Below are 24,971 nucleotides of genomic sequence, written 5' to 3' on the forward strand. Positions count from 1 at the left end.
GGCGTGGGTCGGCGCCCCGCCGGGGAGTAGCTGCTGCAAAGGATGGTTCGCCGGCCTGCGCTCCTTGTTACCTTTGGGGCCCGGCACCGCCGCGCACCCCGCGTTTTTTTTAAGCTATGGACGAAGCCACCCTTGCCAAATACCAGCCCGTTATCGGCCTGGAAGTACACGCCCAACTGCTCACGCACAGTAAGATGTACTCGTCCGACGAAAACGAGTACGGCGTGGCGCCCAACACCAACCTCTCGGTTATCACCCTGGGGCACCCCGGCACCTTGCCCATGGTGAACCGCACGGCCGTGGAGTTTGCCATGAAAATGGGCCTGGCCACCAACTGCCAGATTCGCCGCGACAACCTGTTTGCGCGCAAGAACTACTTCTACCCCGACCTGCCCAAGGGCTACCAGATTACCCAGGACAAAACCCCGATTTGCCACGACGGGCACCTGGACGTGCGGCTGCCCGACGGTTCCGTCAAGCGCATCGGCGTCACGCGCATTCACATGGAGGAGGACGCGGGCAAGAGCATGCACCTGGCCGGCGAAACCGAAACCCTGGTGGACCTGAACCGCGCCGGCGTGCCGCTCATCGAAATAGTGAGCGAGCCCGACATCCGCACCGGCGAGGAAGCCTACGCCTACCTCGTCGAAATCAAGAAGCTGGTGGAGTACTTGGGCATCTGCGACGGCAACATGGAGGAAGGCTCGCTGCGCTGCGACGCCAACATCTCGGTGATGCGGCACGGGGCCGCGCAGTTCGGCATGAAGGTGGAGGTGAAGAACATGAACTCCTTCCGCAACGTGCAGCGGGCCATTGCCTACGAAGTGGAACGGCAAGTTGCCCTCCTCGAAGCCGGCGGCGCAGTAGACAGCGAAACCCGGGGCTTTGACGCCGCCAGCGGCACCACCAACGGCCAGCGCAGCAAAGAAACCCTCAACGACTACCGCTACTTTCCCGAGCCCGACCTGCCCCCGCTGGTCATTTCCGACGAGTGGCTGCACCGCGTGGCCGCCGAGCTGCCGGCGCTGCCGCAGCAGCTGTATTCGCGCTTCGTGGGCGAGCTGGGCCTGAGCGACTACGACGCCGCGGTGCTGGTCGACCAGAAAGACGTGGCCTTGTTCTTCGACGAGCTGGCCCGCCTCACGCCCAACGCCAAGGCCGCCGCCAACTGGGTGATGGGCCCCGTGAAGTCCTACCTCAACGAGCGCGCCCTGCCCATGGAAGAATTTCCGCTCGACCCCGGCCAGCTGGCCGGCATCATCGAGCTGATTGACGCGGGCAAGCTGAACTACTCGGTGGCCAGCAAGCAGCTCTTCCCGCACCTGCTGGAGCACCCGCAGGCCAACGCCACCGGCGCGGCCGAGAGCCTGGGCCTGCTCACCCAGGCCGACACCGGCGAGCTGGCCGGCCTGGTGCAGCAGGTGCTGGCCGCCAACCCGGCCAAAGTGGACGAATACCGCGCCGGCAAAAAATCCCTCACCGGTATGTTTATGGGCGAGCTGATGAAGCTGACCGGCGGCAAAGCCGACCCCAAGCTGGCCAACCAACTGCTGCGCGCCGCCTTGGAAAATGAGTGAGCAGTGTGCAGTTATCAGTGAGCAGTTGAGGACGAGCTGATAGTTGAAACTTCATTGCCATCACCGGCGGTTGAAACGCGCCGGCCCGCTGCCTTTGCTGCTGCCGCCACCACCATTCACTCATTGTTAACTGCTCACTGTTAACTGCTTTTATGCCTTCTCCCATGATGAAATCTGTTTTTGTGGCCGCCACCGTACTGGGCCTGGCCAACGCCTGCCAAAACGCCGCCGCCGCCGACGGCTACGAAGTCTCGGGTCAGTTTAAAAATGCGCCGGTGGGCACCGTGCTGCGCTTGTCCGAGCTGGTGTCGAACCAGTTCGTGGAAAAAAGCCAGGTCAAAACCGACGCTTCGGGTAAGTTTACGCTCAAGGGCGCGTCCGCCAAGCCGGGTATCTTCCAGCTTAAGGTGGACGAAGCCAACCAGGTGCTGCTGCTGCTCGACAACAAAACCCGCGTGCAGCTCGCCGGCGACGCCAAAAGTCTGTCGGCCACCTACAGCGTGAAGGGCAGCAAGGACACCGAGATTCTGCGCCAGCTCACGCAGGTGATGCAGGGCACCAAAGGCCAAATGGAAGGCCTCACCCAGCGCTACAACGCCGCCGGCCAGGCCGGTAAAACCGAGGAGATGAAGGCCATCGAGAAGGAGTTCTACGCAATTCAGGGGGGCAACACCGCCAAGGTCAAAACCCTGATTCGGCGCAACGCCACGTCGGTGGTGGGCGGCTTCGCGGTGGGGGCCTTTCTCAATCCAGACGAAGAATTTCAGTTTGCCGATTCGGTGGCCTCCGTGCAGCGCCGGGCCAACCCCACCTCGCCGTTCACCAAGGAGCTGACGGCCCGCCTGGAGCCGCTGCGCGCCACGGCTGCGGGCACCCAGGCTCCGGAAATCAACCTCCCAACCCCCACGGGCGCCAAACTGGCCCTGAGCAGCCTGCGCGGCAAGTACGTGCTCATTGATTTTTGGGCCAGCTGGTGCGGCCCCTGCCGTCAGGAAAACCCCAACGTGGTGCGGGCTTACAACCAATTCAAGGACCAGGGCAAGGGCTTCACCATTTACTCCGTGTCGCTGGACCAGGACAAGGCCAAGTGGGACAAAGCCATTGCCGCCGACGGCCTCACCTGGCACCACGTCTCGGACCTGGCGGGGTGGAACAGCGCAGCGGGCGCCGCTTACGGCGTCAAATCCATTCCGCAATCCTTCCTGGTCGACCCGCAGGGCAAGATTATTGCCAAGAACCTGCGGGGCGAAGCGCTGGCCGCCAAGCTGGCCGAAGTTCTGGGCAGCCCCGCGGTGAAATAGCGTTGTCGCAGTTGCAGAAATAGAAAAAGGCCCGTCTGATTTCAGAAGGGCCTTTTTTGCGTGGGCCGCAAAGCGCACTGATTCAGTAAGCCTGGCCGAACATGCGCTGCAGGCCCGGCCAGAGGCGCTTTTTCAGGCTCACATCGTACTCCACCAAGTCCACGGTAGCCGAGGCCAGGTAGGAGAGGCCCAGGCCGGGGAAGAGCACGGGCTCGTAAATCTGGGTGTTGCGGATGGTGGTGTCCAACAGATTTTTGCCAAAGGCCACGATGTGGGTCCCGGCCAACGTGCGCCGCAGGTTGACCAGCGCCACCGGCAGTTCCGATTCCACGTTCACCAGCACCACGTCGGCCATGACCAGGCCCAGTGCCTGGAGCATCTTGTTGAGAAAGACGTTGCGGTGCAGCTTGAGGAATTGGTCCTGCGGCAGCCGAAACAGCAGCAGCACGCCCTGGTCATTGGTGCCGAGCGTAGAAAATGGGGTCAACAGCACGGGCGGTACTGCCGGGGCGGCCGGCTCCCTGGCCGGAGGAACCGAGGCCGCGGGGGCTAACGCGGCCGGAATTGGTGCGGCGGCCCTGACTACCATCGGCGCGGCGGCCACATCCGTCTTTTCCGCCGGAACCACGGGCGGGACAAAACCGGAGGCCAACCGCTCCAGGCCGGCCGAGGGCTTGCTAAAGCCGCGCGTGGGCAGGGTGGCCACCGGCCGAACGGGGGCGGTGGGCGCCGGGCGCGCGGGCAGGGCCGGCGCGTTGGCGGGGGCGGGGGGCGGCACCGCCTCCGCCGGCACGTAGAGCGTCACGTCGGTATAAAAATTCTGCAGGAAGGCGAGCTTTTTAGCGGGCATGGCTGAACGAGGTGAAGCGGCGAGGCAGACAGAGCGAAGGCACGGGTGATGGCCCAGCGCCGGGGGCTAGTCCAGCGCAAACAGCGCCTTCAGCTCCTGGGCTTCGGCCGGTTTCATGCGGCCGGCCAGCACCAGGCGCAGCTGGCGGCGGCGCAAAGCCCCGTCGTAGAGGCGGACTTCTTCGTCAGTTTCCGGAAGCGCCTCGGGCACGTCGATGGGCCGGCCGGCCTGGTCCACGGCCACGAAGGTGAAGAAGGCCTCGTTGGTTTTCATTTTGGTGCCGCTGGGGATGTCCTCGGCCCACACGTCGATGTGGACTTCCATGCTGGAGCTGAACGCCCGCGTCACCTGCGCTTGCAGCGTCACCACGTTGCCGAGCCGGATGCTGTCGCGAAACGAGACGTTGTCGACCGAGGCCGTGACCACAATGCGGTTGGAATGCTTCTGGGCCGAAATGGCGGCGGCAATGTCCATCAGGTGCATCATGCGGCCGCCCATCAGGTTATTCAGGGTGTTGGTGTCGTTAGGCAGCACCAGCTCGGTCATGATGACGAACGAGTCGGCGACGGGTTTTTGCTTGCGCACAGCGGGGAAGTTTAAATTAGGTAATCAGCAACCCGGGGTCACGCGCAGGCATTGCGGCCCGCGCCCTGAGGGTATTCATTGCCGACTGCAATCGGTCGGGCAAAGGTACGGCCCGGCCCCAGCGAAAAGGGTATTGCCAAAAAAGCCCCGGCTTGCGGCCGGGGCTTTTCGAGGTATTCCAGTAGCGGACGAAATCGGGACTTATTCCACGGTCAGCACGCTGGAGAAGGTTTCGCCGTTGAGCGAGATGCGGACCACGTACAGGCCCGGGCGCAACGGGCGCCCGGCGGTTTGCAGGGACAGCGCCTGCCGGCCGATGCCGTAAGTTTTGGCGGGCAGCGTCAGCACGTCGCGGCCCAGCACGTCGGTCAGGCGCAGCTGCACCTGGGTGGTTGTGGTCAGGTTGAGGTGCACGGCGGTTTCGTCGGTGAGCGGGTTGGGGTACACGCTGATGCCGCGGCTGGCCAGCGCGCTGGCTCTGGTGCCCAGCGGGCCCGACGACACGCGCAGGTTGTCAAAGTAAAAGTTGTTGCTGTTGTTGGCGGCGGTGCCGTTCACCATCTGCAGGCGCACTTTGAACAAGCCGCTGCCCTGAAACTGGGCCGGGATGGGCACCGTCAGCGGTTGCCAATCGGTGCCGGCCGTCGGCACGTAGCCGTCGACGGGGGTGAGGCCCTGGGTGGTGAGGGCCGTCACGTCGAGCACCGTCGGGGTCGACCAGTTCACGCCGCAGTCGCTGCTGAAGGACACCCGCAGCTGCTCGTTGCTGTCGGCCCGGCGCAGGGCAAAGGCTCGCGAAAAGGTTAGCACCGCCGGGCTGACCACGTTGGTGAGGTTAATGTTGGGCGTGATGAGCGTGGTCACGGCCCCCAGCGGCAGGGTGCGGTTGGCCACCAGCAGGTAAGCGCTGCCCTCGGCGGCGGGCACCGTGGCCTGCACCTGGCGCTGCCAGCGGTAGTTGGCCGGGCCCCCGGCGCTGGTGGTGCCGAAGGTTTCGTAGTTGCGCAGCGTAGGCGCCGGGAAAATGACGGGGAAGGTGGTGCTTTCAAACGACTCGGCGTAAGGCGCCGTTTCGGCCCCCGTCGGGCCTTCCACCCGGATGTAGTTGGTGACGGTGACCGTGTTGCTGCCCACGGTGTTGCTCACGGTTTCGGTCACGGGGTAAAACCCGGCGGCGGCATAGCTCACGGTCGGCGATTGGCCGGTGGCCGTGGCGGGGGTGCCCCCGGGAAACGACCACGCGTACGTCAGCGTGCCGCCGCCGGGAGTTACGTTATACGAGTAATCCCGCAAGGTCACGGGCGTGTTGATGCACACGCTGGGGCTGGCGCCGGCGGCCGGCGCGAAGGCGGCAATCGGGGCGCAGTTGCGGGCCACGTAGCCGTCGGTGGTGCCGGTGGCCGTCAGGTTGGCCGGGGTGGTGAGGGCGGCGCGCTCTGTGGTCAGAAAATTGCGCATCAACGTCCGCTGGCCCTGCGTGAACATGTTGGCGCAGGCGGCATAGTCCATGAAATTCTGCACGTTGGCAACCGGTCCGCAGGGGGCGTAGGCGAGGTCGCAGGCGAAGGTGCCGTTCGTGGGCGGGGTGTCGTCCACGAAATCGGTGTCGCTGCAGTACCCGGGCACCTCCGGCGTGTTGTTGTTGCCCCAGGGATGAAGCAGGCCGAAGTAGTGGCCGATTTCGTGGGTGCCGGCGCGCAGCCGGGCTCGGCCCGGGCTGCTGGTGCCTTCGTCGCCAAAGTAGTCGCTGCGCACCGTGAAGCCGTCGCGCGGGTTCAGCGGGCCCTTGGGGTTGGCCACGTAGCCGACCGTGAAATTGCCGCCGGCGGCCGCCGTGCCAATGGAGCCGACCAGCCAGATGTTCATATAGCGGTTGCGGTCCCAGTTCGAAACGGCCTGCACCGCGCCGCTCAGGTTGTCGTTGACCAGGTTGGGCGCGTAGTGGCGGGTGATGCCCGTGGTGCAGTTGCCGTTGGGGTCAAGCTTGGCCAGCCGGAACTGAAAGCCGGTCGATGCCGAAATCGGCAAAAACAGCGGGGAAATAGAAGTGGTGTCGGGGTTGAGCCGCTGATAGTCGTTGTTAAGCAGGGTAATGGCGCTGTTGATTTGCCGGTCGCTGATGTTTTCGGCGCCGCCACCGTGAATCACGTGCACCACCACCGGGATGGTTACGTCGGGGGCGGCCGCCGCGCGGCGCTGCTGGCCCCGGCCCGCGGCCTCCAGCCGTTGGTACAAGGCCCGTTGCGCGGCGCGCGCTTCGGGGTGCTCGGCGTAGTACCGCTCTTCTTCGGCGGCGGTGCCGCACCAGGCGCGATTGCGCCCATCGGGCGACGTTTGGGCGCGGGCGCCGAAGCTATTCAGGGCCAACGCCGCGGTCAGCAAAGTGGGTAAAAGGTGTTTCAACATAAAAAACAAGGTGAAAAGGAAAAAGCGTTGGGAGGAAACGAAGGAACGGGAGCCGGCCCCACCGTTCCACCCTGAGGCCTTCAAATTTACCAAAAAAACAGCAACTTTTGCGCGTCGGGTTGGGCCGTAACTAAGTCGGACAATCAGGGCTTTACCGGCCGCCCGCGGCATTCCATTGCAACCCACCAGCCCGCATTCCGGGCGGGCATGGGAAACCGGACTAGCCGCGCCAGCCGCTGGCCCCGCGCAGGGGTACGAAGCGGAAATCCTCAAACTCCTCCCGCACGAACGTTTCCGGCCCTTCGCGGGTCACGCGCACCATGCGCTGGGTTTGGTTGTCGCCCACCGGAATCACCAGCCGGCCGCCCACGCGCAACTGCCGCAGCAGGGCCGGTGGGAGGCCCGGCGCGCCCGCCGTCACCAGAATGCCGTCGAAGGGCGCGCGGGCGGGCAGGCCCACGGAGCCGTCGCCGCAGTGCAAAGCCGCCCCGCCCGCGCCCAGGGCCGCCAGCAGCAGCCGGCCGCGGGCAAAGAGCACCGCGTTGAACTCGATGCTGTCGACGTGGGGCGTGAGGCGCAGCAGCACGGCGCACTGGTAGCCCGAGCCGGTGCCGACTTCCAGTACCCGGTCGGTGGGCTGCACGCCCAGCAACTGGGTCTGGTAGGCCACGGTGTATGGCTGCGAGATGGTCTGGCCCTCGCCAATGGGAAAGGCCTTGTCCTGGTAGGCGTGGGCCTCGAAGGCCGGCTCGAAAAACAAGTGGCGGGGCACGGCCGCCAGCGCCGCCAGCACGCGCTCGTCGTGGATGCCGCGCAGGCGCAGCTCGCGGGCGAGGGCGCGTCGTTGGCCCTGGTGGCGGTAGGTGTCCGGGAGCGGTGAAATGGCGAACGGAGGTTTTGAAAAACGAAAAAAGGCCGGCCACGGCCCGGCCCGGATATTGCCGGCCCGGCCGGCCCGACAACTCCCCCAGGTCCTACCTTTGTCTGGTACGCGGCCCGCCCACAGGCCGCGAAAATACTACCCAAACCGCCGCTTTGCAGTTAATCCGCCGCTTTCAATACGTCAAACTCGTGGCCGCAGATTTTGGCGCGGCTTTGATTGCGTGGATGTGCTTCTACCTCGTGCGCAAATACTTGTTCAACGAGCTGACCGGCTACCGGTTTACCGAAGGCGCGCTGTTTGACCTCACGGGGTCGGCCGTTCTCATCGCCGTGTTCTGGACCGTGCTCTACACCTTCGTCGGCGAGTACCGGGACATCTTCCGCAAGTCGCGCCTGGCCGAAATCATCCGCTTGGCGCGGGTGTCATTTTTGGGGGCGGTGGTCATTTTCTTTACCCTGCTGCTCGACGACGAGGGCGTGATGAACTACCGCGCGTACTACAAAACGTTTACCGCCTATTACCTGCTGCATTTTTTCATCACAGGCATTCTGCGCACCACGGCCGTGAGCAGCGTGCAGGGCCTGGTGTACCGGGGGCGCATTTCGTTTCCCACGCTGCTGGTGGGCTCCAACGCGCTGGCTTTGAGTACTTTTCACGAGTTGGCCCGGACCAGCCGCCACCTGGGCCTGCGCCTGGTGGGGTTTACGCCCGTGGGCAACACCGTGGACCCCGGCCTGGCCGCCGCGCTGCCCGCCAGCGGCTCCTACGAGCGCCTGCCCGCCCTGGTGCGCGCCCTCAAGGTCGAGCAGCTCATCATTGCCATCGAGCCCAGCGAGCACCGGCTCATTCAGGATATTCTGACGCTGCTAGAGGGCACGCCGGCCCGCATCAGCATCCTGCCCGACCTCTACCAGATGCTGCTGGGCTCGGTGAAAGTGAACCACTTGTTCGGCACGCCGCTCATCGAAATCAAGCAGGACCTGCTGCCCGTGTGGCAGGTGGTTTTCAAGCGGGCCATCGACGTGGTGGGCTCGGCCCTGTTTCTGTTGCTGGCCAGCTGGGTGTACGCCTTCACGGCCGTCATGGTGAAGCTTTCCTCGCCCGGGCCGGTGTTCTACCGGCAGGAGCGGATTGGCAAAAACGGCCGGCCGTTCAACATCATCAAGTTCCGGTCGATGTTTGTGGACGCTGAAAAAGCGGGCCCCGCGCTCAGCTCCGACCACGACCCGCGCATTACCAATTGGGGCCGGTTCATGCGCCGGGTGCGGCTCGATGAGCTGCCGCAGTTCTGGAACGTGGTGAAGGGCGACATGAGCATCGTGGGCCCGCGCCCCGAGCGGCAGTTCTTCATCGACCAGATTGTCAAAATTGCGCCCCACTACCGCCACCTGCACCGCGTGCGGCCGGGCCTGACCTCTCTGGGCCAGGTGAAGTACGGCTACGCCGAAACCGTGGCTCAGATGGTGGAGCGGCTGAAGTTCGACATTCTCTACATCGAGAACATGAGCCTGGCCATGGATTTTCGGGTGCTGTTGTACACCTTCAAGATTATTCTGCAAGGGCGGGGGAAGTAGCCAAAGGCGTGGGATGGGGTCTGAAAACGAGGCGCTAGCTTTAGCGCTTCCCAAGCTTTTATCCCTCTCCTTTCCCATGAAAAAACTCTTTCTCGCGGGTTGTCGTCGTTCGGCCGCGCTCCTTTTGTTCGGGGCCGTGGCCCCGGCGTGGGCCCAGGGCCAGGCCGGGCCGCCGGCGGTGTGCCCCGCCGTGGCGCCCGACGCCGTGCCCGCCAACGCCGCCGTGTGGGGCACGGGCACGCCCGCCAGCTGCACCCCGGCCGCGTTGCAGGCCCTGATTGACGCCGGCGGCCCCATCCGCTGCAACGGCGGCAGCCAGCCGTTCACGGTCACGCTCAGCGCCCCGCTGGTGGTGCCCAACCGCGACGTGCTGCTCGACGGCGGCAACCTGCTCACCCTGAGCGGGGGGGCACGCACGCGCATCTTCGACAAGCTGGCCGCGCCGTCGGCCGCGCTCGACTCGCGCCTGGTGCTTCAGCGCCTGACCCTGCGCGACGGCCGTGCCCCCAACGTGCCCGCCAACCCCGGCCAGGACGTGCTGGGCGGCGGCGCCATCCGGGGCCGGGCCTACGGGCGCTTGAAGGTGGTGGACGTGGTGTTTGAGGGCAACGAGGGCCCGCTCGCGCAGCCCGACGCCTGCGGGGCGGTGCACACCATCGTGTACCAGAGCGTGGTGTTCAGCGGCTGCACGTTCCGGCGCAACCGCGGGGCCAACGGCGGGGCGGTGGGTACCATCGGCTCGGCCCAGCAGTTCGTCAACTGCGTGTTTGAGGACAACGCGGCCACCGGCACCCTCGCCCTGGGCGGCAGCGGCGGGGCCCTGTACGTCGACGGCGTGGACCAGAACGGGGTGACCAATTCAATGTCGCTCTGCGGCTGCGCGTTCCGGCGCAACACGGCCGGCTACCAGGCCGGGGCCGTGAACATTATTTTCTACGACGGCAAGGGCAGCAGCGGTACGATGGACCGCCTCACGTTCGAGGACAACACCGCCGCCGTTGATAAGGGCGGGGCCTTGTATTACATGAACGGGCCGCTGACGCTGCGCAACTCCACGTTTGCGCGCAACCGCTGCCCGGCCGTGGGCGGCGGCGCCTGGGTCACCAACTGTCTGCTGGACGTGAGCAACTGCACCTTCACCGCCAACCAGGCCAACGACAACGCGGGCGGAGGGCTGGGCGGCGGGCTGGCCATCGACGGCTCGGGCACCGAAAAGCGGGCCGCCATCACCAACGCCACGTTCAGCGCCAACCGCGCCGGCAACTTCGCCAGTGCCCTCTTCAACGGCGGCAACCTCACGCTGGCCAACTCGGTGTTTCACAACAACCTGACCGGCACCGGCAACCAGAGCAACCCCTACGGCGGCGGCACCGTCAACAAAGGCTCGGCCCTGACCGTGGCCGCCGGCAACGTGCAGTGGCCCGAAACTTACGCCGCCCAGTTCGGCCCCCAGCGCGAGGACTGGCTCACGCCGGCCGTGCGCGTGGCCGACGCCCAGCTGCTGCCCCTGGCCAGCAACGGCGGCCCCACCCTCACCCAGGCCCTGCCCGCCACCAGCCCCGCCCGCGACTGGGCCACGGCCCCCGGCGCCCCGCCCACCGACCAGCGCGGCGCCCCCCGCCTGGACACACCCGACGCTGGGGCCTACGAGTTTGGCAGCGCCGTGCCCCTGACCGCCCGGCCCGCCGCCGCCGCCGACCAGCCCTTGCAGTTGGCGCCGAACCCGGCCAGTGCCAGCGTCCGCCTGGCCAATGCCCGCCCCGGCGCGCCCGTGCAACTGCTCGATGCGCTGGGCCGGGCGGTGCGGCTGTACCCGGCCGGCACCGCGGTGCTCGACGTGCGCGGCCTGCCCGCCGGCCAGTACTGGGTGCGCGTGCCCGGCCAGCGGGCCGCGCAATTGGTGGTGGAGTGAAGACGCTGCGCGTAAGACGCTGCGCGTAAGACGCTGCGCTTAATGAGGAATGAAGGCTTTGCGTGAGCCCCAATGAAGGCGGAGCTGGAGGAATCAGCCCAATGGCTTGGCACAAAGTCTCAACCGAGTATTCTTCATTCTTCATTCCTCATTCCTCATTAAGCGCAGCGTCTTACGCGCAGCGTCCGGTACCTTTGCGGTTGCCGGCCGGAACCATTCAAGTTCCGGGTGAATTGCATCTCACTATGAATACCGAAGTAAAAGGCCGGGTCCTCGTGGCCATGAGCGGCGGAATTGACTCCAGCGTGGCCGCCGTGCTGCTGCACGAGCAGGGCTACGAAGTGGTCGGGATGACCATGAAAACCTGGGACTACGCCAGCGCCGGCGGCTCCAAAAAGGAAACCGGCTGCTGCTCGCTCGACAGCATCAACGATGCCCGCGACATTGCCGTGCAGCTGGGTTTCCCGCACTACATCATCGACATCCGGGAGGAGTTTGGCGACTTTGTCATTGATAATTTTACCGATGAATACCTCGCCGGTCGCACGCCCAACCCCTGCGTGCTCTGCAACACCCACATCAAGTGGGATGCCCTGCTGCGCCGCGCCGACCAGCTGGGCTGCCAGTTCATTGCCACCGGCCACTACGCCAACATCCGCCAGGACGCCGAAACCGGCCGCTTCGTGGTGAGCAAGGGGCTCGACGAAAACAAGGACCAGAGTTACGCCTTGTGGGGCGTGAGCCAGGCGAGCCTCAGCCGCACGCTGTTTCCGCTGGGCGGCATGCGCAAAACCGAGATTTACGACGAGGCCCGGCGGCGGGGCTTCACCGAGCTGGTGAACAAGCCCGAGAGCTACGAAATCTGCTTCATCCCCGACAACGACTACCGGGGTTTCCTGCGCCGGCGCGTGCCGGGCCTGGAAGCCCGCGTGGCCGGCGGCAACTTCGTGACTAAAAACGGCCGCGTCATCGGCCGGCACGAGGGCTACCCGTTCTACACCATCGGGCAGCGCAAGGGCCTGGGCGTGGCGCTGGGCTACCCGGTCTTCGTGCTCGAAATTCGGCCCGATTCCAACGAAGTAGTACTCGGCAACTACGACGAATTGGCCAGCACGGCCACCGTGGTGGGCAAGCTCAACATGGGCAAGCTGGCCAGCCTGGCCGGCCGGGGCCTGGTGCCCGCCGTGGTGAAGGTGCGCTACAACCACGACGGCGCCCCGGCGTTCCTGGAATCTGTGGACGACAAAATTCGCGTATACTTCGAGGAGCCCGTGCACGCCATCACCCCCGGCCAGGCCGCCGTGTTCTACGACGGCGCCGACGTGCTCGGCGGGGGCTGGATTGAGCGCCACGTAATTGGCGAAATTCCGCTTCCCGTTGCGGCCGCGACGGCCACTCATTAACGTTGCCATTTCTTTTCTGCCCCTGTTTTATGCTGCGAATGCTGTTGAGTTGGAACGGAAAAGGGGCCGCGCGGCGCGTCGGCGCGGCCGTGGTGCTGGGCTTGGGCCTGGCCGGCTGCAAGGACGCCTCGGTGCCCGCCCCCGAAACGGGCAGGGACTATTACCCCGTGGCCGTGGGCAACTACTGGATTTACGCCGTGGCCGACACTTCCTGGAGCCAGGCCACGCCGGCCGTGCCCAGCGTGGCCACCCCCAGCGCCTACCAGTTCCGGGAAACCATTGCCGAGGAATTCACGGACGCCGCCGGGCAGAAAGCGTACCGGTTGGTGCGCGCCAAACGCGTGCCGCCGAGCACGGCCTGGCGCGACGACAGCGTGTTTGTGCTCAGCGCCACGGCCCAGACCGTGGTGCTCAACCGCAACAATACCCGGACCGTGGAATTGATTTTCCCCGTGCGCGAGGGCCGGCTGTGGAACCTGAACGCCTACAACAACAACTTTAACGACACCATCACCGCCGAAACCCGGCGCTACCGCAACGTGAGTCAGCCCTTCGGCGCCGGCACCGGGGCGGGCGCGCAAACGTACCCGGCCACGGTCACCACCACCAACGAAGGCGAAGCCAAGGCCGACGACCTGTACTACGTGAAAACCTACCAGCAGGTGTACGGCAAGGCGGTGGGGCCCGTTTACCGCCGCACTCGTCGGTTCGCCAATTTCTTTGTCAACAATACCGATGGCACTGTGTCTTTCGTGTCCCGGTCCTACCTCTACGGATTTTCCCGCACCGAAACGCTGGTCGAATACGGCCCGCGCTAGCCCTGTTTTTGCGTCACAATTTATTAAGTTCTCCTATGACACGTTTGACGAGCAAAGGACTGGTGGCGGGCCTGCTGATTGGGGCGCTGGGGGCGCTGGCTGCCGCGCCGGCTGCCGCCCAAAGCACCGTGCGGCGCCATTTGGTGTATTTTCGGGATAAGGCGGGCACGCCGTTTTCGGTGGCGCAGCCGCAGGCTTTTCTGTCGGCCCGCTCGGTGGCCCGCCGCGCCCGGCAGGGCATTGCCGTGCTCCCGCGCGACTTGCCCGTGAACCCGGCCTACTTGGCTCAGGTGCGCGGCGTGGCCGGGGGCGCGCAGGTGCTCTACGCCTCGCGCTGGTTCAATGCGGCCGTGGTTTCCTGCGATTCGGCCACCCTGGCCCGCATTTCGGACCTGGCGGTGGTGCGCAACGCCGTCACCCTCAACCGTAGCTTTCAGCGGCCGGGGCCCCCGGTGCCGCCCGTGCAGGTGCCCAACGCCGCCGCGCGCGGCGCTACGGCCACCCGGGCCCAATACGGCCCGGCCTTTCGCCAGAACCAGCAGATTGGCGCGCTGGCCATGCACGACGCGGGCTTTCGGGGCGAGGGCGTGGAGATTGCCGTGTTCGACGCGGGCTTCCCCGGCGTGGACCAGATTCCGGCGCTGCAGCCGCTCTTTCAGGAGCAGCGCTTGCTCGGCACCCGCAACTTCGTGGACGGCGGCACCGCCGTGTACCTGCGCAGTGGGCACGGCACCAACTGCTTGTCGGCGATGGCGGCCAACCAAACCGGCTTTTACATCGGCACGGCCCCCCAGGCCCGCTACCGCCTGTGCCTGACCGAGGACGTGAACTCCGAGCATCCCGTGGAAGAAGCCAACTGGCTGGCCGCGGCCGAATACGCCGACTCGGCCGGCGTCGACATCATCAGCTCTTCGCTCGGCTACACCACGTTCGACGCGCCCTCGGTTTCCTACACCTACGCCGACATGAACGGCCGCACCGCCATTAGCTCGCGGGCCGCGGCCGTGGCGGCTCGGGTAGGAATCCTGGTAATCACCTCGGCCGGCAACGAGGGCAACAATGCCTGGCGCTACATCTCGGCGCCCGCCGATGCCGATTCCGTCCTGTCGGTGGGCGCGGTGGATTCTTTGGGCAACCGGGCCTCTTTCAGCTCTTTCGGCCCTTCGGCCGACGGGCGCACCAAGCCCACGCTCTCGGCCATGGGGCGGGCCGCGGCGGTGCTGGCGCCCAACGGCGTGGCCTTCCGGGGCAACGGCACGTCCTATTCCTGCCCCGTGCTGGCGGGCATGGCGGCCGGCTTCTGGCAGGCCAATCCCACGCTCACGGCCCAGCAGGTGATTGTGGCCCTGCGCAGCACGGCTTCCCAGGCCACCGCTCCCGATAACAGCCTGGGCTACGGCATCCCCAACTTCGTGGCGGCCTACGACGCTTTGCATCCCAACGCCCCGCTGTCCGGCAGCAAGCCCGCCGCGTTTGAAGAGGCATTGGGAATCTTCCCCAACCCGACCGGCGACGGCCCTTTGGCGCTGGCCTTGCCCGCGGCCTTGCGCGGGCAGCTTTTGCGCGTTCGGGTGCTCGACGTTCGGGGTGCGGTGGTGGCGCAGCAGCAGTTCCCGGCCAGCGCGGGCAGCGCGGCGCCGCTCCGGCTGGGGCGCTTGGCCAAGGGCGTTTACACCTGCGAAGTGAGCGCGGGCAGCACCCGCCGCACGGTGAAATTCGTCCAGCAGTAATCTTCTATTTGGTCACACGGGACTTCCGCACGTTCCCACACCACGAGCCCCAGCGGGGCGGCGTATCGGTTGCAATGGGCGGTTCAACCACGACCAGGCCCCGGCGGGGCGACACCCGGCGGTCGTGCGGGCCAGGGCAGCCGGGTGCCGCCCCGCCGGGGCTGAAATTTGAACTTCTTGTGCAATTTCACGTCCAAAAAAAGGCCATTGGGCAGTGGCTTTTTCTGGGCGTTCAGGTCGCGTATCGGCTTGTTTTTGAGGGTCATACTTTGTAACTTTAAAGCTTCAATTCACCTTCGTTTTTTCGCGTAGAATGTTACAAATGATGATTACTAAGCGCATCGGGCGCCGCCAGTTTCACTTCACCGTGCAGGGCAGTAACTTCCACGAAACCGTGGCCGAATACGACCGCCTCAGCTTCGCCGACGTAGCCGCTTGCGGCTTGTGCGGCTCCGACAACCTGGACCTGACCAGCCGCGTGGCGCAGGACAAGTTCAAGTACACCTCGGTGAAATGCCTCGACTGCCGCGGCGACCTGACCTTCGGCAAAACCCAGAAAGACGACCAGACCGTGTTCCTGCGCCGCCGCGACGGCGGGGAGCTGGATTGGAAAGCCTTGGACAAAGGCGACCGGTAACCGTTCGGCCGCCCGCGCGGTTGGTTAGTTGTTGGGTTGAGCGGAACGGCCTCCTGGGTTCAGGGTGCCGTTCTTTGCGTTAGCATCCGCGCCATTTCAAAATTCGTTCAGTAAGGAGAATCATGTTTACCGGGATTATCGAAGCCTTGGGCACCATTGTAGCCGTTGAGGCCAGCGGAAGCAACCGCCATTTTACGGTGGCTTCGTCCTTCGCGGCCGAACTCAAAATTGACCAAAGCGTGGCCCACGACGGCGTGTGCCTGACCGTGGTGGCCGTGGACACCGCCGCCGGCACGCACGTGGTCACGGCCATCGACGAAACGCTGCGCGTGACCAACCTGGGCCAGTGGCAGCCGGGCCGCCACGTGAACCTGGAGCGCTGCCTGGCCGCCAACGGCCGCTTCGACGGCCACATCGTGCAGGGCCACGTCGACGCCACGGCTACCTGCCTGAGCGTGAGCGACCAGGACGGGTCGTGGCTGTTCCGGTTCGGGCACGGCGCCGGACCCGGCCGGCTCACCGTGGAGAAGGGCTCCATCTGCGTGAACGGCACCAGCCTGACCTGCTTTGAGAGCACCGATGAAGGGTTCACGGTGGCCATCATTCCCTACACCTACGAACACACCAGCTTCCAGCAGCTGCAAGCCGGCGAAACGGTGAACCTGGAGTTTGACATCGTGGGGAAGTACGTGGCCAAGCTGCTGGCGCGGTAGCAACTATGGGCGTTGGCTCGGGGCCGCTGGAACGGGGCAGGGGCGCACTGTTTTGCGTCGCTATCCATTCTTACTACTTCAAACAGTTGCTTGAAGTAGTTGCTTGCGAAAAGGCGAGGGCAATACAACGTTTTTGCGGAGCGGGCGGTCAGGCACTAAACGAACCTCCCAATTGCCATGAAACGTGCCTTACGCGCCGCTACTATTCTCGGGTTGACCGCCACGTTCTGGAGCTGTGCCAAATCGGATGCGCCCGCGCCCAACAGCGCAACCGGCTGTGCCGAATTTGTCAGTATCCCCGTAACGGCCCACAGCCTCGGCGCGGCCGACATCGCCGCGGCGAATAAATTATTTAGCAGCAGCGGCATCGACAACCGCACTTTCCGCTACGTGAGGTACGAGCGCAGCCCTTTCGAAACGTACTACCCGCCCTACACCACGTACGACGAGCAGGTGGTCGGGATTCAAGAGTACGCCAACGGACTGCCGATTTTCACGGCCGTTTCAAACTTTGTGTTTTGGAATGGTCGGTTTCATGGCAGAATCGGCCAGTCCACCGCCGGTACCAGCCTCACGGCTTCGCCCGGCCTCACATTGGTCGAAGTGAGAAACTTGTTCTTTGCTTCGATGGAGCAGTTCGACCGGGCGGCCAATGCTGACTCAGACCAGTGCGTAACGGCCGAGTTTGGCTATTACGACCTCGGGGCCGGCACCAGCAACGCGCCCGAGAATTTGGTGAAGGCCTGGAAAGTGACGCGGAAAGACGCGCAGTACCCATTCGCGTATTACGAGGACAACGGCGGCAAACTCATTTATTACGACAACGGAATCAGGACCTTCCGGTAGCCCCGGGCAAGGATGCGCGGTTCGGAAGCCGGCGGGGCGGGCCAAAAACCTGCTTAGCCGAGCGTACCCACAGCCTGCCAACGCGGGACCCTAGACGGATGCGGGCTTGCTTGCGGCGTTGGTTCGGCGCTGGTAGATGGCGGCGGCGACGGCGGCCAGCAGGCCGCCGATGGCCGCCCCGCCCACGACATCCGTCAGGTAGTGGGCCCCCAGGTACAGGCGGCTGTACGAGAGCAGCGCAGCCCAGCAAAACACCCCGGTTTTGAGGAAGCGAAAGCGCCCCGCCGGCAAGACCAGCAGCAGAAAGGTAGCCAGCGCAAATGAGTTGGCCGCGTGCGACGACAGAAACCCGAACTGGCCGCCGCAGCCCCCGGGCAGGTGCAGCAGCCCGGCCAGGGCGGGGTCGTGGCAGGGACGGGGGCGGGCAAAAAACGGCTTGAAAATGCGGCTGGTGATGCTGTCGGCCAAACTCACGGCCACAATGAGCAGCGGCAGCAGCAGCAGCACGCGCCGCCGGAACCAGTACACCAACCCTGCAACTAGTAACGCATAGGCCGGAAACCACACCAGGCGGTTGGAGGCAAACACCATCACCGCGTCCAGAACCGGCGTGTGGGTCCGGTTGATGGCCAGCAGCACCTGCCGGTCGAAAGCTTGCAGATAATGAAGAATGAAGAATGAAGAATGAAGAATTGCCATGGCGGCACTCGTAATCGCACAGTTGTTTTCAGAATCTTCACACTTCTCATTCCCCATTCCTCATTCCTCATCAAGCGGAGCGCCCAGCCAGTCCACGCCCTTGCGCAGCCACGCCAGGGTGGTGGCCTCGGGCGAGCCCGGCGCGGGCGGGGCGGGGTTGTAGGCCCAGCCGGTGCGCGGGGGCAGGCTCATGAGGATGGACTCGGTGCGGCCCCCGGTTTCGAGGCCGAAGCGGGTGCCGCGGTCGAAGGCCAGGTTGAATTCGGCGTAGCGGGCGCGGCGCAGCGACTGCCACGCTTCCTCGCGCCCGGCGAAGGGCAGGGCGTGGTTTTCGGCCATCAATTGGGTGTAAAACGGGCCGAATAACTCGGCCACGTCCTGCACAAAGGCGAACAGCTCCGGGGCGGTGCCGTCGGCGCCCACCGTCAGCCGGTCGAAGAAAATGCCGCCCACGCCGCGGGTTTCCTGGCGGTGGGGCAAGTAAAAGTAATCGTCGGCCCAGCGGGTGAACTTGGGGTAGTAGGCGGGGTTGTGCCGGTCGCACACGGCCCGCAGCTGCGCGTGGAAGCGCCGGGCCTGGGCTTCGTCCACGTAGATGGGCGTGAGGTCGATGCCGCCGCCGAACCAGGCCTCGCCGTTGCCGGCCTCGAAGTAGCGCACGTTCATGTGGATGATGGGCACGCGGGGGCTGCGCGGGTGGAGCACCACGCTCACGCCGGTGGCGTAAAACGCGGGGTCGGGCATGTGCAGCTGCCGGGCGGCGGCCTCGCTCATCTGGCCCCACACGGCCGAGAACCCCACGCCGCCTTTTTCCAGAACGCGGCCGTTTTCGAGCACCTTCGAGCGGCCGCCGCCGCCGCCCGCGCGCTGCCAGGCATCGGTGAGGAAGGACGCGGGGCCGGCGTCGGCAGCGGCTAGCTGCTGGCACAGGCGCAGTTGGAAGTCGGCCAGCCAGGTTTCGATTTCGGGGCGGGTGGTGGGGGAGTTGTTCAAGGGAGTTTCCGGCGCGGGAAGCCGCTGATAGCCGCGGCGGCGGGCTCCGTCCGCACTTTTAAGGGGAGGATTTTGCTGCCGCGAAGATACGCCGGGCTGGACCGGGCGCCGCAAACGCCGTACTTTTGGTCGTCCCTTTGCCCGCCCCCATGCCCGTTGAAACTGCCGCTGCTGCTGCAACCGAAACCCCCGACTTTACCCCCGAATTGCCCGCGCCCGACGCCCCCTTGCTGCGCCGCGCCTACCGGCTGATGCACACGGCCGCGGCCATGGCGGCGCTTTACGAAACGGAAAAAGCCACCGCCGCTCGCTACGTGCACGCCACCGCCCGCGGCCACGAAGCCGTGCAGCTGGCCGCCGCCTTCCTGCTCACCGAAGCCGACTACGCCGCCCCGTACTACCGCGACGATGCCCTGCTGCTGGGCCTGGGCCTGCGCCCCTACGAGCTGATGCTGCAACTGCTGGCCAAGGCCGATGACCCGTTCAGCGGCGGCCGCACGTACTACGCGCATCCCTCGCTGCGGCGGGCGGGAATGCCCGTGATTCCGCACCAAAGCTCGGCCACGGGCATGCAGGTGATTCCGGCCACGGGAATGGCGCACGCCATTAAGTATTTGGAGGGAGAAAAAATTAAGAATTATGAATTAAGAATTAAGAATGACGCTGCGGAGAATCAGGCCGGTGCCCCTGCTGAACGTCCAATTTCTAATTCTCAATTCTTAATTCTTAATTCACCAGCGGCGCAGCCGCTGGTGCTGTGCTCTATTGGGGATGGGGCCATGACGGAGGGGGAAGTGGCCGAAGCCTTGCAAATGGCCGTGCTGCACCAGTTGCCCATCGTGTACCTGGTGCAGGACAACGACTGGGGAATTTCGGCCACGGGCCGGGAGATGCGGGCCATGAATGCGTACGAGTTTGCCGCCGGCTTTCCGGGCCTGCACCGGCTGCAGGTGGACGGGGCCGACTTCGAGTCCTCCCACCGCGGCTTGACCGAAGCTTTTGCGCACGTGCGCGCCCGGCGTGGTCCGGCCCTGGTGCACGCCAAGTGCCCGCTGCTGGGCCACCACACCAGCGGCGTGCGCCGCGAGTGGTACCGCCACGACCTGGCGGCGCACCAGGAGCAGGACCCGCTGCCCCGCCTGCACCAGCACCTGCTGCGCCACGGCTTCGCCGAGCCGGAGCTGGCCGCCCTGGCCGCCGAGGCCCAGGCCACGGTGCGCGCCGACTGGGAACAGGCCCTGGCGGCCCCCAACCCCGACCCGGCCACGTTCGCCGACCACGAGTTTGCGCCCGTCGTCGTGGCCGCCGAGGCCGGGGAGCGCAGCCCCGCCGGGGCCGAAAAAGTGCTGATGGTGGACGCCGCGCTGCACGCCGTGGACGACATTCTGCGCGAATTCCCGGAGGCGCTGTTCTACGGCCAGGACGTGGGCGGCGAGCTGGGCGGGGTCTTCCGCGAGGCCGCGCTGCTGGCCAAGAAGTACGGCGACGCGCGGGTGTTCAACACGCCCATCCAGGAGGCTTACATTGTGGGCAGCACGGCGGGCATGGCGGCCGTGGGCGCCCGGCCCATCGTCGAAATTCAGTTCGCCGACTACATCTGGCCGGCCCTCAACCAGCTGGTGGAGGAGCTCTCGAAGTCCTGCTACCTGACCCTGGGCAAGTTCCCGGTTCCGGCGCTCATCCGCGTGCCCATTGGGGCCTACGGCGGGGGCGGGCCCTACCATTCGGGCTCTATCGAAAGCACCCTGCTCACCATCCGGGGAATCAAAGTGGTGTACCCCAGCAACGCGGCCGATATGAAGGGGTTGATGCGGGCGGCTTTCCTCGACAATAACCCGGTGGTGATGCTCGAGCACAAGGGCCTGTACTGGAGCAAGGTGCCGGGCACCGAAGACGCCAAAACCGTGGAGCCGGCCGCGGGCTACGTCATTCCGCTGGGCCAGGCCGCCGTGGCCCAGGCCGCCGACCCCGAAAAGCTGCGCTTGGGCGAGACGGCCCTGGTGGTTGCTTACGGCATGGGCGTGCACTGGGCCAAAGCGGCCAGCCGCGACTTCCCCGGCCGGATTGAAATTCTGGACCTGCGCACCCTCAACCCGCTCGATTTTGACGCTGTGACGGCTGCTGCCCGCCGCCACGGCAAGGTGCTGGTGCTCACCGAGGAGCCGCTCCTGAACAGCTTTGCCGAAAGCCTGGCCGGCCGCATTCAGCGCCACTGCTTCGAGGTGCTCGATGCGCCGGTATTCACCCTCGGGGCCGCCAACCTGCCCGCCATTGCCCTCAACGTGGAGCTGGAGCGCCAAATGCTGCCCAGCGCGGCCAAGGTCGCCGCCGCGCTAACCGAGCTGCTGGCTTATTGACGCTGCGCTTAATGAAGAATGAAGAATGAGGAATGAACAGTGGGCAAAAGAACCGTCATGTCGAGCTTGCCGAGACATCTCGCTCGCTTCGTTGCCCGATTGAGTTACTACCGCACGCGAGATGCTTCGGCTGCGCTCAGCATGACGGTTCTTTTGCGCACTGCTCATTCTTCATTCCTCATTCTTCATTCCTCATTAAGCGCAGCGTCAAAACGGGTAGCCAATGCCCAGGTTGAAGGCAATGGGGTTGGCGCTGGTGTCAAATTTGCGCAGGGCCCAGCGGTCGGCCAGGGGAGCGGTGGGGTCGTAGATTTTGGTGGCGATGTCGAGCCGTAGAATGAGGAAAGTGAAATCGAAGCGGATGCCCAGGCCCGAGCCCACCGCAATTTGTCTGTAAAAAGAATTCAGTTGAAACTGGGCGCCGGGCCGGAGGTAGCGCCCAAATTCCGACGAGCTTGCATCCTGGTTTTTGCGCTCCTGCAACCCCCACACATTGCCAAAATCGGTGAATAAGGCGCCTTTGATAAAATTGTAGATGGGGAACCGGTACTCCACGCTGCCTTCGAGCAGGAGCTCGCCGGGCTGCTCGGTCACAAAATCACGCACCTGCTCGTTGTTCACGGTGCGCGTGGGCGAGTAGCCCCCCGGCCCCAACCGGCGCGGCTGCCAGGCCCGCAAGCTCGTGGAGCCGCCCGCGAAGAAGGACTTGTCGTAAGGAACAAAAAATTCGTTGGTGTCGGTGAGGGGGTCGGGGGTGCGCGTCAGGGCGTGAACCACCCCGCCATTGAGCCGCCAAACGAAAAAGGTGCTGGGCGTGAGGCGATGGTAGCGGCGGTAGTCGGCGCTGACGCGCGCAAAGTCGTAAACGCTCAGCCCGGCTTTGTCCAGTAGCGCGTCCTGGTACAACGAACGGGTCACCCCGCCAACTTCCGCGAACAGCCGCAAATAGCGCGCGTCCCGGGTCTGGTTGAAGTCGTTGGAATTGTAGAGCGAGGTGAAGCTGAAGCTGGGCTCCAGCAGCGGAAAAAAGGAGCGGTACAGCGACACCCCGTCCTCAATCCGCAGCGTGTCAAGCCGCTCTTGGAATTCTGGACTGACCGACGAGTTCACCAGCGTGAGGATGAACGGGGAAAACACGTACTGATGGTACGCCGACCGTTGCCAGATGTAATCCATGGCCACGTCGAAATTTGAGCGGGCGTATTCCGGCCGGTCCACGTACGTCTCGGACAGGGAGAAGCGGGTTTTGGGGTTGTAGCGCGTCAGGAAGCGGTTGGTGTTGAAAGGCACCAGAAACTGCGGCAGCACCAGCGCGGCGGTGGCCCCCAGCTGGGTGGTGTACACCGCCAGGGGCGGGTCCTCGGCGTTCGCCACGGCCACCCGGGTCAGCTGGCCCTCGAAGCCGGCCCGGACGCCCAGCTCCAGCACTTCGGCCCCGCCGAAGGGGTTGCGGGTTTTCAGGCGGATGTTGATGAAGGGACCCGGCAGGTTGGCCACGAAGGTGCCCCCAAACTCGGTGGTTTCGGCAAATTTGGGCGAGGGCGAGGCATTGATGACGGCTACCAGCTCGCCGGTGCTCGGGCGCGTGCCGGCGCTGTCGGCCGTGGGCGGGTCGGGCACCTTGCGGTAGTTCACGGTATTGAACCGGAACATGTCCAGGTCGGCCAGCAGGCGCTGGGTTTGCGCGGTGCGGCCCAGGCTGTAGCGCTGGCCGGGCCGCAGAAGCACCTTGCGGGCCAGCAGGCGGGTGGTGAACTTCTGCTTGTACGCCGCGAAGCGCACCGAATCGGTGACGATTGTATCGGTTCGCACGCCCAGGTTGGGGCGGTCGCGCAGGGCACCGGCCGAGCCGGCCCGGCGCAGGGTGTCGCCGGCCGCGCTGCGCAGGGTGCGGCCCACCCCGGCATCGGTCACGAAGCGTACCTGCCGCAGCGTGTAGAGGCGGTGGCCCTGGCCAGGGCCGGGGTTCGCAATGAGGGTGCGCAGCCGCACCGTAAACTGCTCGTAGCTGGTGTCGGCTTCGAGGGTGACGTACTGCTGGCGGAAATCGTAGTAGCCCGCGTTTTTCAGCAGGGTTTCCAGGCGGGCACGCTCCTGGCCGATGAGGTCTTCGTTGTAGCGCTCGTTCTCGCGCAGCAGCGTGGCGCCCTGGCCCTGGCGCACCACGGCCGCCACGCCCGAGTCGGGAATGGCGGGCGACCCGAGCCGGTACCGAAAGGGCTGGTTCTCGGCAATGCGGTAAGTCAGCGTAACGCGGCGGTAGCGCTTGGCGGCGTCCAGCGAGTCGGGCTTGCCCGGCAACACCCGGCCCAGGGCCAGCAGCACCCGGGCCACCCGGCCCCGCTCGTAGCGGGCGGTGTCGGTGGCCGCCACCTTCGCCCGGAAGAAGCCCTGCGAGTGCAGAAAAGTCGTCATCTGGTCCACCGAGCGGCGCGTGAGGGCCGAGTCGTAAACCACTGGGGCCTCGCCTAGGCGCATGATGGCGTTGCCCTTTTCCAGGGCCAGCTGCTTGCGGTTGACTTTGCGCTCGCGCTGCGCCAGCAGTTGGCCCAGCTTCCCGGAGTCGGCGCTGGCGGCTTTCAGGCGGCCCTCGTAGCTGGCCTGCAGGTCGCGCAGCTCGTTCTTGATGCGCACCGAGTCGTAGAACCGAAAGCCCAGTTGGTAAATGGCCAGCTTGGGCAGCGGGAACTGGGTGTTGGGTTTTTGCTGGGCCAACGCGAGGAGCCGTTCTTTGTCGGCCTGTTCCGCGCCCTGCAGCTCGACGCGGCTCAGCAGCCGCTGGTTGGGCCGCAGCAGCCCAAACGGCGAGCAGGCCGCCAGCGCCAACAGCCCCAGCAGCGGGCCCAGGCGCCGGCTCAGCCCCAGCGGGCGGCGTAGCTTCGAAAAATAGTTAGACGGCAATGGTTTCAAAAGCGCTAGGCAAATACGTGCAGTCGCTGCACCAAAAGAAGTACCGGCATCGCCACGGGGCATTCCTGGTCGAAGGCGGCAAGAGCGTGTTGGAGCTGCTAAGTTCCGACCTGGAAACCGAACACCTGCTGGCCACGGCCGAGTTTGCTTCCCAAAACCTTGCCCAACTCGCCGGACGGGTGCCGCGCACGGTTGCCACCGCCCTTGAATTAACCCAGCTGGGCACCCTGGCCACCAACACCACCGCGCTGGCAGTCGCCCGGCTGCCCGCCGAAATTCCGCTGCCGCCAACGCTGCCCGAAACCGCTTTATTGCTGGCCCTGGACGAAGTGCGCGACCCCGGCAACCTCGGCACCCTGCTGCGCCTGGCCGACTGGTACGGCCTGCCCGGGGTGGTGCTCAGCCCCGGCTGCGCCGACCCGTACGCGCCCAAAACCGTGGCCGCCACCATGGGCGCGTTTGCGCGGATTCGGGTCTGGGAGCGGGACCTGGCCGCCTGGCTGCCCGCGCTGCCGCCCGGCGTGGGCATTTTTGGCGCCGACTTGCGGGGCGACAACGTGCACCGGCTGACCCTGCGCCCCGCCGGCGTGCTGGTGATGGGCAGCGAGTCGCACGGCCTGACGCCGGCCGTCGAGGCGGCCCTCACGCGGCGGCTGCACATTCCGCGCGGCCCGGGCGGCGGGGCCGAAAGCTTGAACGTGGCCATCTCGGCCGCCGTGCTGCTGGACAATTTTTACCGCAACCAGTAGAGGATGCGGCAGACCCGCCGCGTAAGCT

General features: G+C 65.5%; 19 protein-coding genes. 12 read left to right on the forward strand and 7 right to left on the reverse strand.

Annotated features, from left to right (window positions below):
• Positions 1-116: 116 nt before the first annotated feature.
• Both gatB and RMO51_RS20425 read left to right on the forward strand, forming a co-directional pair.
• A complete protein-coding gene (gene gatB / locus RMO51_RS20420) occupies positions 117-1,577 on the forward strand; it encodes an Asp-tRNA(Asn)/Glu-tRNA(Gln) amidotransferase subunit GatB (protein ID WP_310397828.1) in 1,461 nt (486 codons plus the stop codon).
• A 164-nt stretch (positions 1,578-1,741) separates the two neighbouring features.
• Complete coding sequence (locus RMO51_RS20425; protein WP_310397829.1) at positions 1,742-2,878, forward strand: TlpA disulfide reductase family protein; 1,137 nt, start codon at positions 1,742-1,744, stop codon at positions 2,876-2,878.
• Between the two features lie 82 nt (positions 2,879-2,960).
• On the opposite strand, the gene RMO51_RS20430 is transcribed toward RMO51_RS20425, so the two are convergent.
• The 4 genes from RMO51_RS20430 to RMO51_RS20445 form a co-directional block, all read right to left on the reverse strand.
• A complete protein-coding gene (locus RMO51_RS20430; protein ID WP_310397830.1) occupies positions 2,961-3,728 on the reverse strand; it encodes a hypothetical protein in 768 nt (255 codons plus the stop codon).
• Between the two features lie 66 nt (positions 3,729-3,794).
• On the reverse strand, positions 3,795-4,274 hold the full coding sequence (locus RMO51_RS20435; RefSeq protein WP_310397865.1) for an acyl-CoA thioesterase: 480 nt from the start codon (positions 4,272-4,274) through the stop codon (positions 3,795-3,797).
• Between the two features lie 240 nt (positions 4,275-4,514).
• On the reverse strand, positions 4,515-6,719 hold the full coding sequence (locus RMO51_RS20440) for a M43 family zinc metalloprotease (protein ID WP_310397831.1): 2,205 nt from the start codon (positions 6,717-6,719) through the stop codon (positions 4,515-4,517).
• Positions 6,720-6,939: 220 nt separating this feature from the next.
• Complete coding sequence (locus RMO51_RS20445; protein WP_310397866.1) at positions 6,940-7,656, reverse strand: protein-L-isoaspartate(D-aspartate) O-methyltransferase; 717 nt, start codon at positions 7,654-7,656, stop codon at positions 6,940-6,942.
• A gap of 134 nt (positions 7,657-7,790) precedes the next feature.
• On the opposite strand from RMO51_RS20445, the gene RMO51_RS20450 reads away from it, so the two are divergent.
• From RMO51_RS20450 to RMO51_RS20485, 8 genes are all read left to right on the forward strand, one after another.
• Positions 7,791-9,176: a sugar transferase gene (locus tag RMO51_RS20450; protein WP_310397832.1), complete on the forward strand. Its 1,386-nt coding sequence runs from the start codon at positions 7,791-7,793 to the stop codon at positions 9,174-9,176.
• Between the two features lie 76 nt (positions 9,177-9,252).
• Complete coding sequence (locus tag RMO51_RS20455; protein WP_310397833.1) at positions 9,253-11,088, forward strand: choice-of-anchor Q domain-containing protein; 1,836 nt, start codon at positions 9,253-9,255, stop codon at positions 11,086-11,088.
• A 245-nt stretch (positions 11,089-11,333) separates the two neighbouring features.
• Positions 11,334-12,491 (forward strand): tRNA 2-thiouridine(34) synthase MnmA, encoded by a 1,158-nt coding sequence (gene mnmA / locus RMO51_RS20460; RefSeq protein ID WP_310397834.1) that lies wholly within the window; start codon positions 11,334-11,336, stop codon positions 12,489-12,491.
• A gap of 29 nt (positions 12,492-12,520) precedes the next feature.
• Complete coding sequence (locus RMO51_RS20465; RefSeq protein WP_310397835.1) at positions 12,521-13,309, forward strand: hypothetical protein; 789 nt, start codon at positions 12,521-12,523, stop codon at positions 13,307-13,309.
• Positions 13,310-13,344: 35 nt separating this feature from the next.
• Positions 13,345-15,039, forward strand: a complete 1,695-nt coding sequence (locus tag RMO51_RS20470; RefSeq protein WP_310397836.1) for a S8 family serine peptidase — start codon at positions 13,345-13,347, stop codon at positions 15,037-15,039.
• Positions 15,040-15,361: 322 nt separating this feature from the next.
• The gene (locus RMO51_RS20475; protein ID WP_310397837.1) at positions 15,362-15,676 is read left to right on the forward strand and encodes a hypothetical protein; all 315 of its coding nucleotides are present in this window, start codon (positions 15,362-15,364) and stop codon (positions 15,674-15,676) included.
• Positions 15,677-15,798: 122 nt separating this feature from the next.
• Positions 15,799-16,389 (forward strand): riboflavin synthase, encoded by a 591-nt coding sequence (locus tag RMO51_RS20480; RefSeq protein ID WP_310397839.1) that lies wholly within the window; start codon positions 15,799-15,801, stop codon positions 16,387-16,389.
• A gap of 177 nt (positions 16,390-16,566) precedes the next feature.
• Positions 16,567-17,235 carry a hypothetical protein gene (locus RMO51_RS20485; RefSeq protein ID WP_310397840.1) on the forward strand — a complete coding sequence of 223 codons (669 nt, stop codon included), beginning with the start codon at positions 16,567-16,569 and terminating at the stop codon, positions 17,233-17,235.
• Positions 17,236-17,325: 90 nt separating this feature from the next.
• Here RMO51_RS20485 and RMO51_RS20490 read toward each other — a convergent pair whose 3' ends face one another.
• Positions 17,326-17,934: a phosphatase PAP2 family protein gene (locus RMO51_RS20490; protein WP_310397841.1), complete on the reverse strand. Its 609-nt coding sequence runs from the start codon at positions 17,932-17,934 to the stop codon at positions 17,326-17,328.
• Positions 17,935-17,994: 60 nt separating this feature from the next.
• The gene (gene hemF, locus RMO51_RS20495; RefSeq protein WP_310397842.1) at positions 17,995-18,927 is read right to left on the reverse strand and encodes an oxygen-dependent coproporphyrinogen oxidase; all 933 of its coding nucleotides are present in this window, start codon (positions 18,925-18,927) and stop codon (positions 17,995-17,997) included.
• Positions 18,928-19,076: 149 nt separating this feature from the next.
• On the opposite strand from hemF, the gene RMO51_RS20500 reads away from it, so the two are divergent.
• Positions 19,077-21,284 (forward strand): thiamine pyrophosphate-dependent enzyme, encoded by a 2,208-nt coding sequence (locus RMO51_RS20500; RefSeq protein ID WP_310397843.1) that lies wholly within the window; start codon positions 19,077-19,079, stop codon positions 21,282-21,284.
• Positions 21,285-21,491: 207 nt separating this feature from the next.
• On the opposite strand, the gene RMO51_RS20505 is transcribed toward RMO51_RS20500, so the two are convergent.
• Positions 21,492-24,185 (reverse strand): BamA/TamA family outer membrane protein, encoded by a 2,694-nt coding sequence (locus RMO51_RS20505; protein WP_310397844.1) that lies wholly within the window; start codon positions 24,183-24,185, stop codon positions 21,492-21,494.
• On the opposite strand from RMO51_RS20505, the gene RMO51_RS20510 reads away from it, so the two are divergent.
• Positions 24,185-24,943 (forward strand): RNA methyltransferase, encoded by a 759-nt coding sequence (locus RMO51_RS20510; RefSeq protein ID WP_310397845.1) that lies wholly within the window; start codon positions 24,185-24,187, stop codon positions 24,941-24,943. The two genes, RMO51_RS20505 and RMO51_RS20510, sit on opposite strands and share 1 nt — an antisense overlap.
• Positions 24,944-24,971 lie beyond the last annotated feature (28 nt).

Source organism: Hymenobacter sp., from assembly GCF_031398885.1.
GTDB lineage: Bacteria > Bacteroidota > Bacteroidia > Cytophagales > Hymenobacteraceae > Hymenobacter.

Bases quoted from the DNA above. Each gene is read 5' to 3' on its own strand.
- RMO51_RS20425 (WP_310397829.1), top strand. From the start codon at position 1,742: ATGATGAAATCTGTTTTTGTGGCCGCCACCGTACTGGGCCTGGCCAAC.
- RMO51_RS20465 (WP_310397835.1), top strand. From the start codon at position 12,521: ATGCTGCGAATGCTGTTGAGTTGGAACGGAAAAGGGGCCGCGCGGCGC.
- mnmA (WP_310397834.1), top strand. From the start codon at position 11,334: ATGAATACCGAAGTAAAAGGCCGGGTCCTCGTGGCCATGAGCGGCGGA.
- gatB (WP_310397828.1), top strand. From the start codon at position 117: ATGGACGAAGCCACCCTTGCCAAATACCAGCCCGTTATCGGCCTGGAA.
- RMO51_RS20470 (WP_310397836.1), top strand. From the start codon at position 13,345: ATGACACGTTTGACGAGCAAAGGACTGGTGGCGGGCCTGCTGATTGGG.
- RMO51_RS20435 (WP_310397865.1), bottom strand. From the start codon at position 4,274: ATGACCGAGCTGGTGCTGCCTAACGACACCAACACCCTGAATAACCTG.
- RMO51_RS20485 (WP_310397840.1), top strand. From the start codon at position 16,567: ATGAAACGTGCCTTACGCGCCGCTACTATTCTCGGGTTGACCGCCACG.
- RMO51_RS20440 (WP_310397831.1), bottom strand. From the start codon at position 6,719: ATGTTGAAACACCTTTTACCCACTTTGCTGACCGCGGCGTTGGCCCTG.
- RMO51_RS20500 (WP_310397843.1), top strand. From the start codon at position 19,077: ATGCCCGTTGAAACTGCCGCTGCTGCTGCAACCGAAACCCCCGACTTT.
- RMO51_RS20455 (WP_310397833.1), top strand. From the start codon at position 9,253: ATGAAAAAACTCTTTCTCGCGGGTTGTCGTCGTTCGGCCGCGCTCCTT.
- RMO51_RS20475 (WP_310397837.1), top strand. From the start codon at position 15,362: ATGATGATTACTAAGCGCATCGGGCGCCGCCAGTTTCACTTCACCGTG.
- RMO51_RS20430 (WP_310397830.1), bottom strand. From the start codon at position 3,728: ATGCCCGCTAAAAAGCTCGCCTTCCTGCAGAATTTTTATACCGACGTG.
- RMO51_RS20480 (WP_310397839.1), top strand. From the start codon at position 15,799: ATGTTTACCGGGATTATCGAAGCCTTGGGCACCATTGTAGCCGTTGAG.
- RMO51_RS20490 (WP_310397841.1), bottom strand. From the start codon at position 17,934: ATGGCAATTCTTCATTCTTCATTCTTCATTCTTCATTATCTGCAAGCT.
- RMO51_RS20510 (WP_310397845.1), top strand. From the start codon at position 24,185: ATGGTTTCAAAAGCGCTAGGCAAATACGTGCAGTCGCTGCACCAAAAG.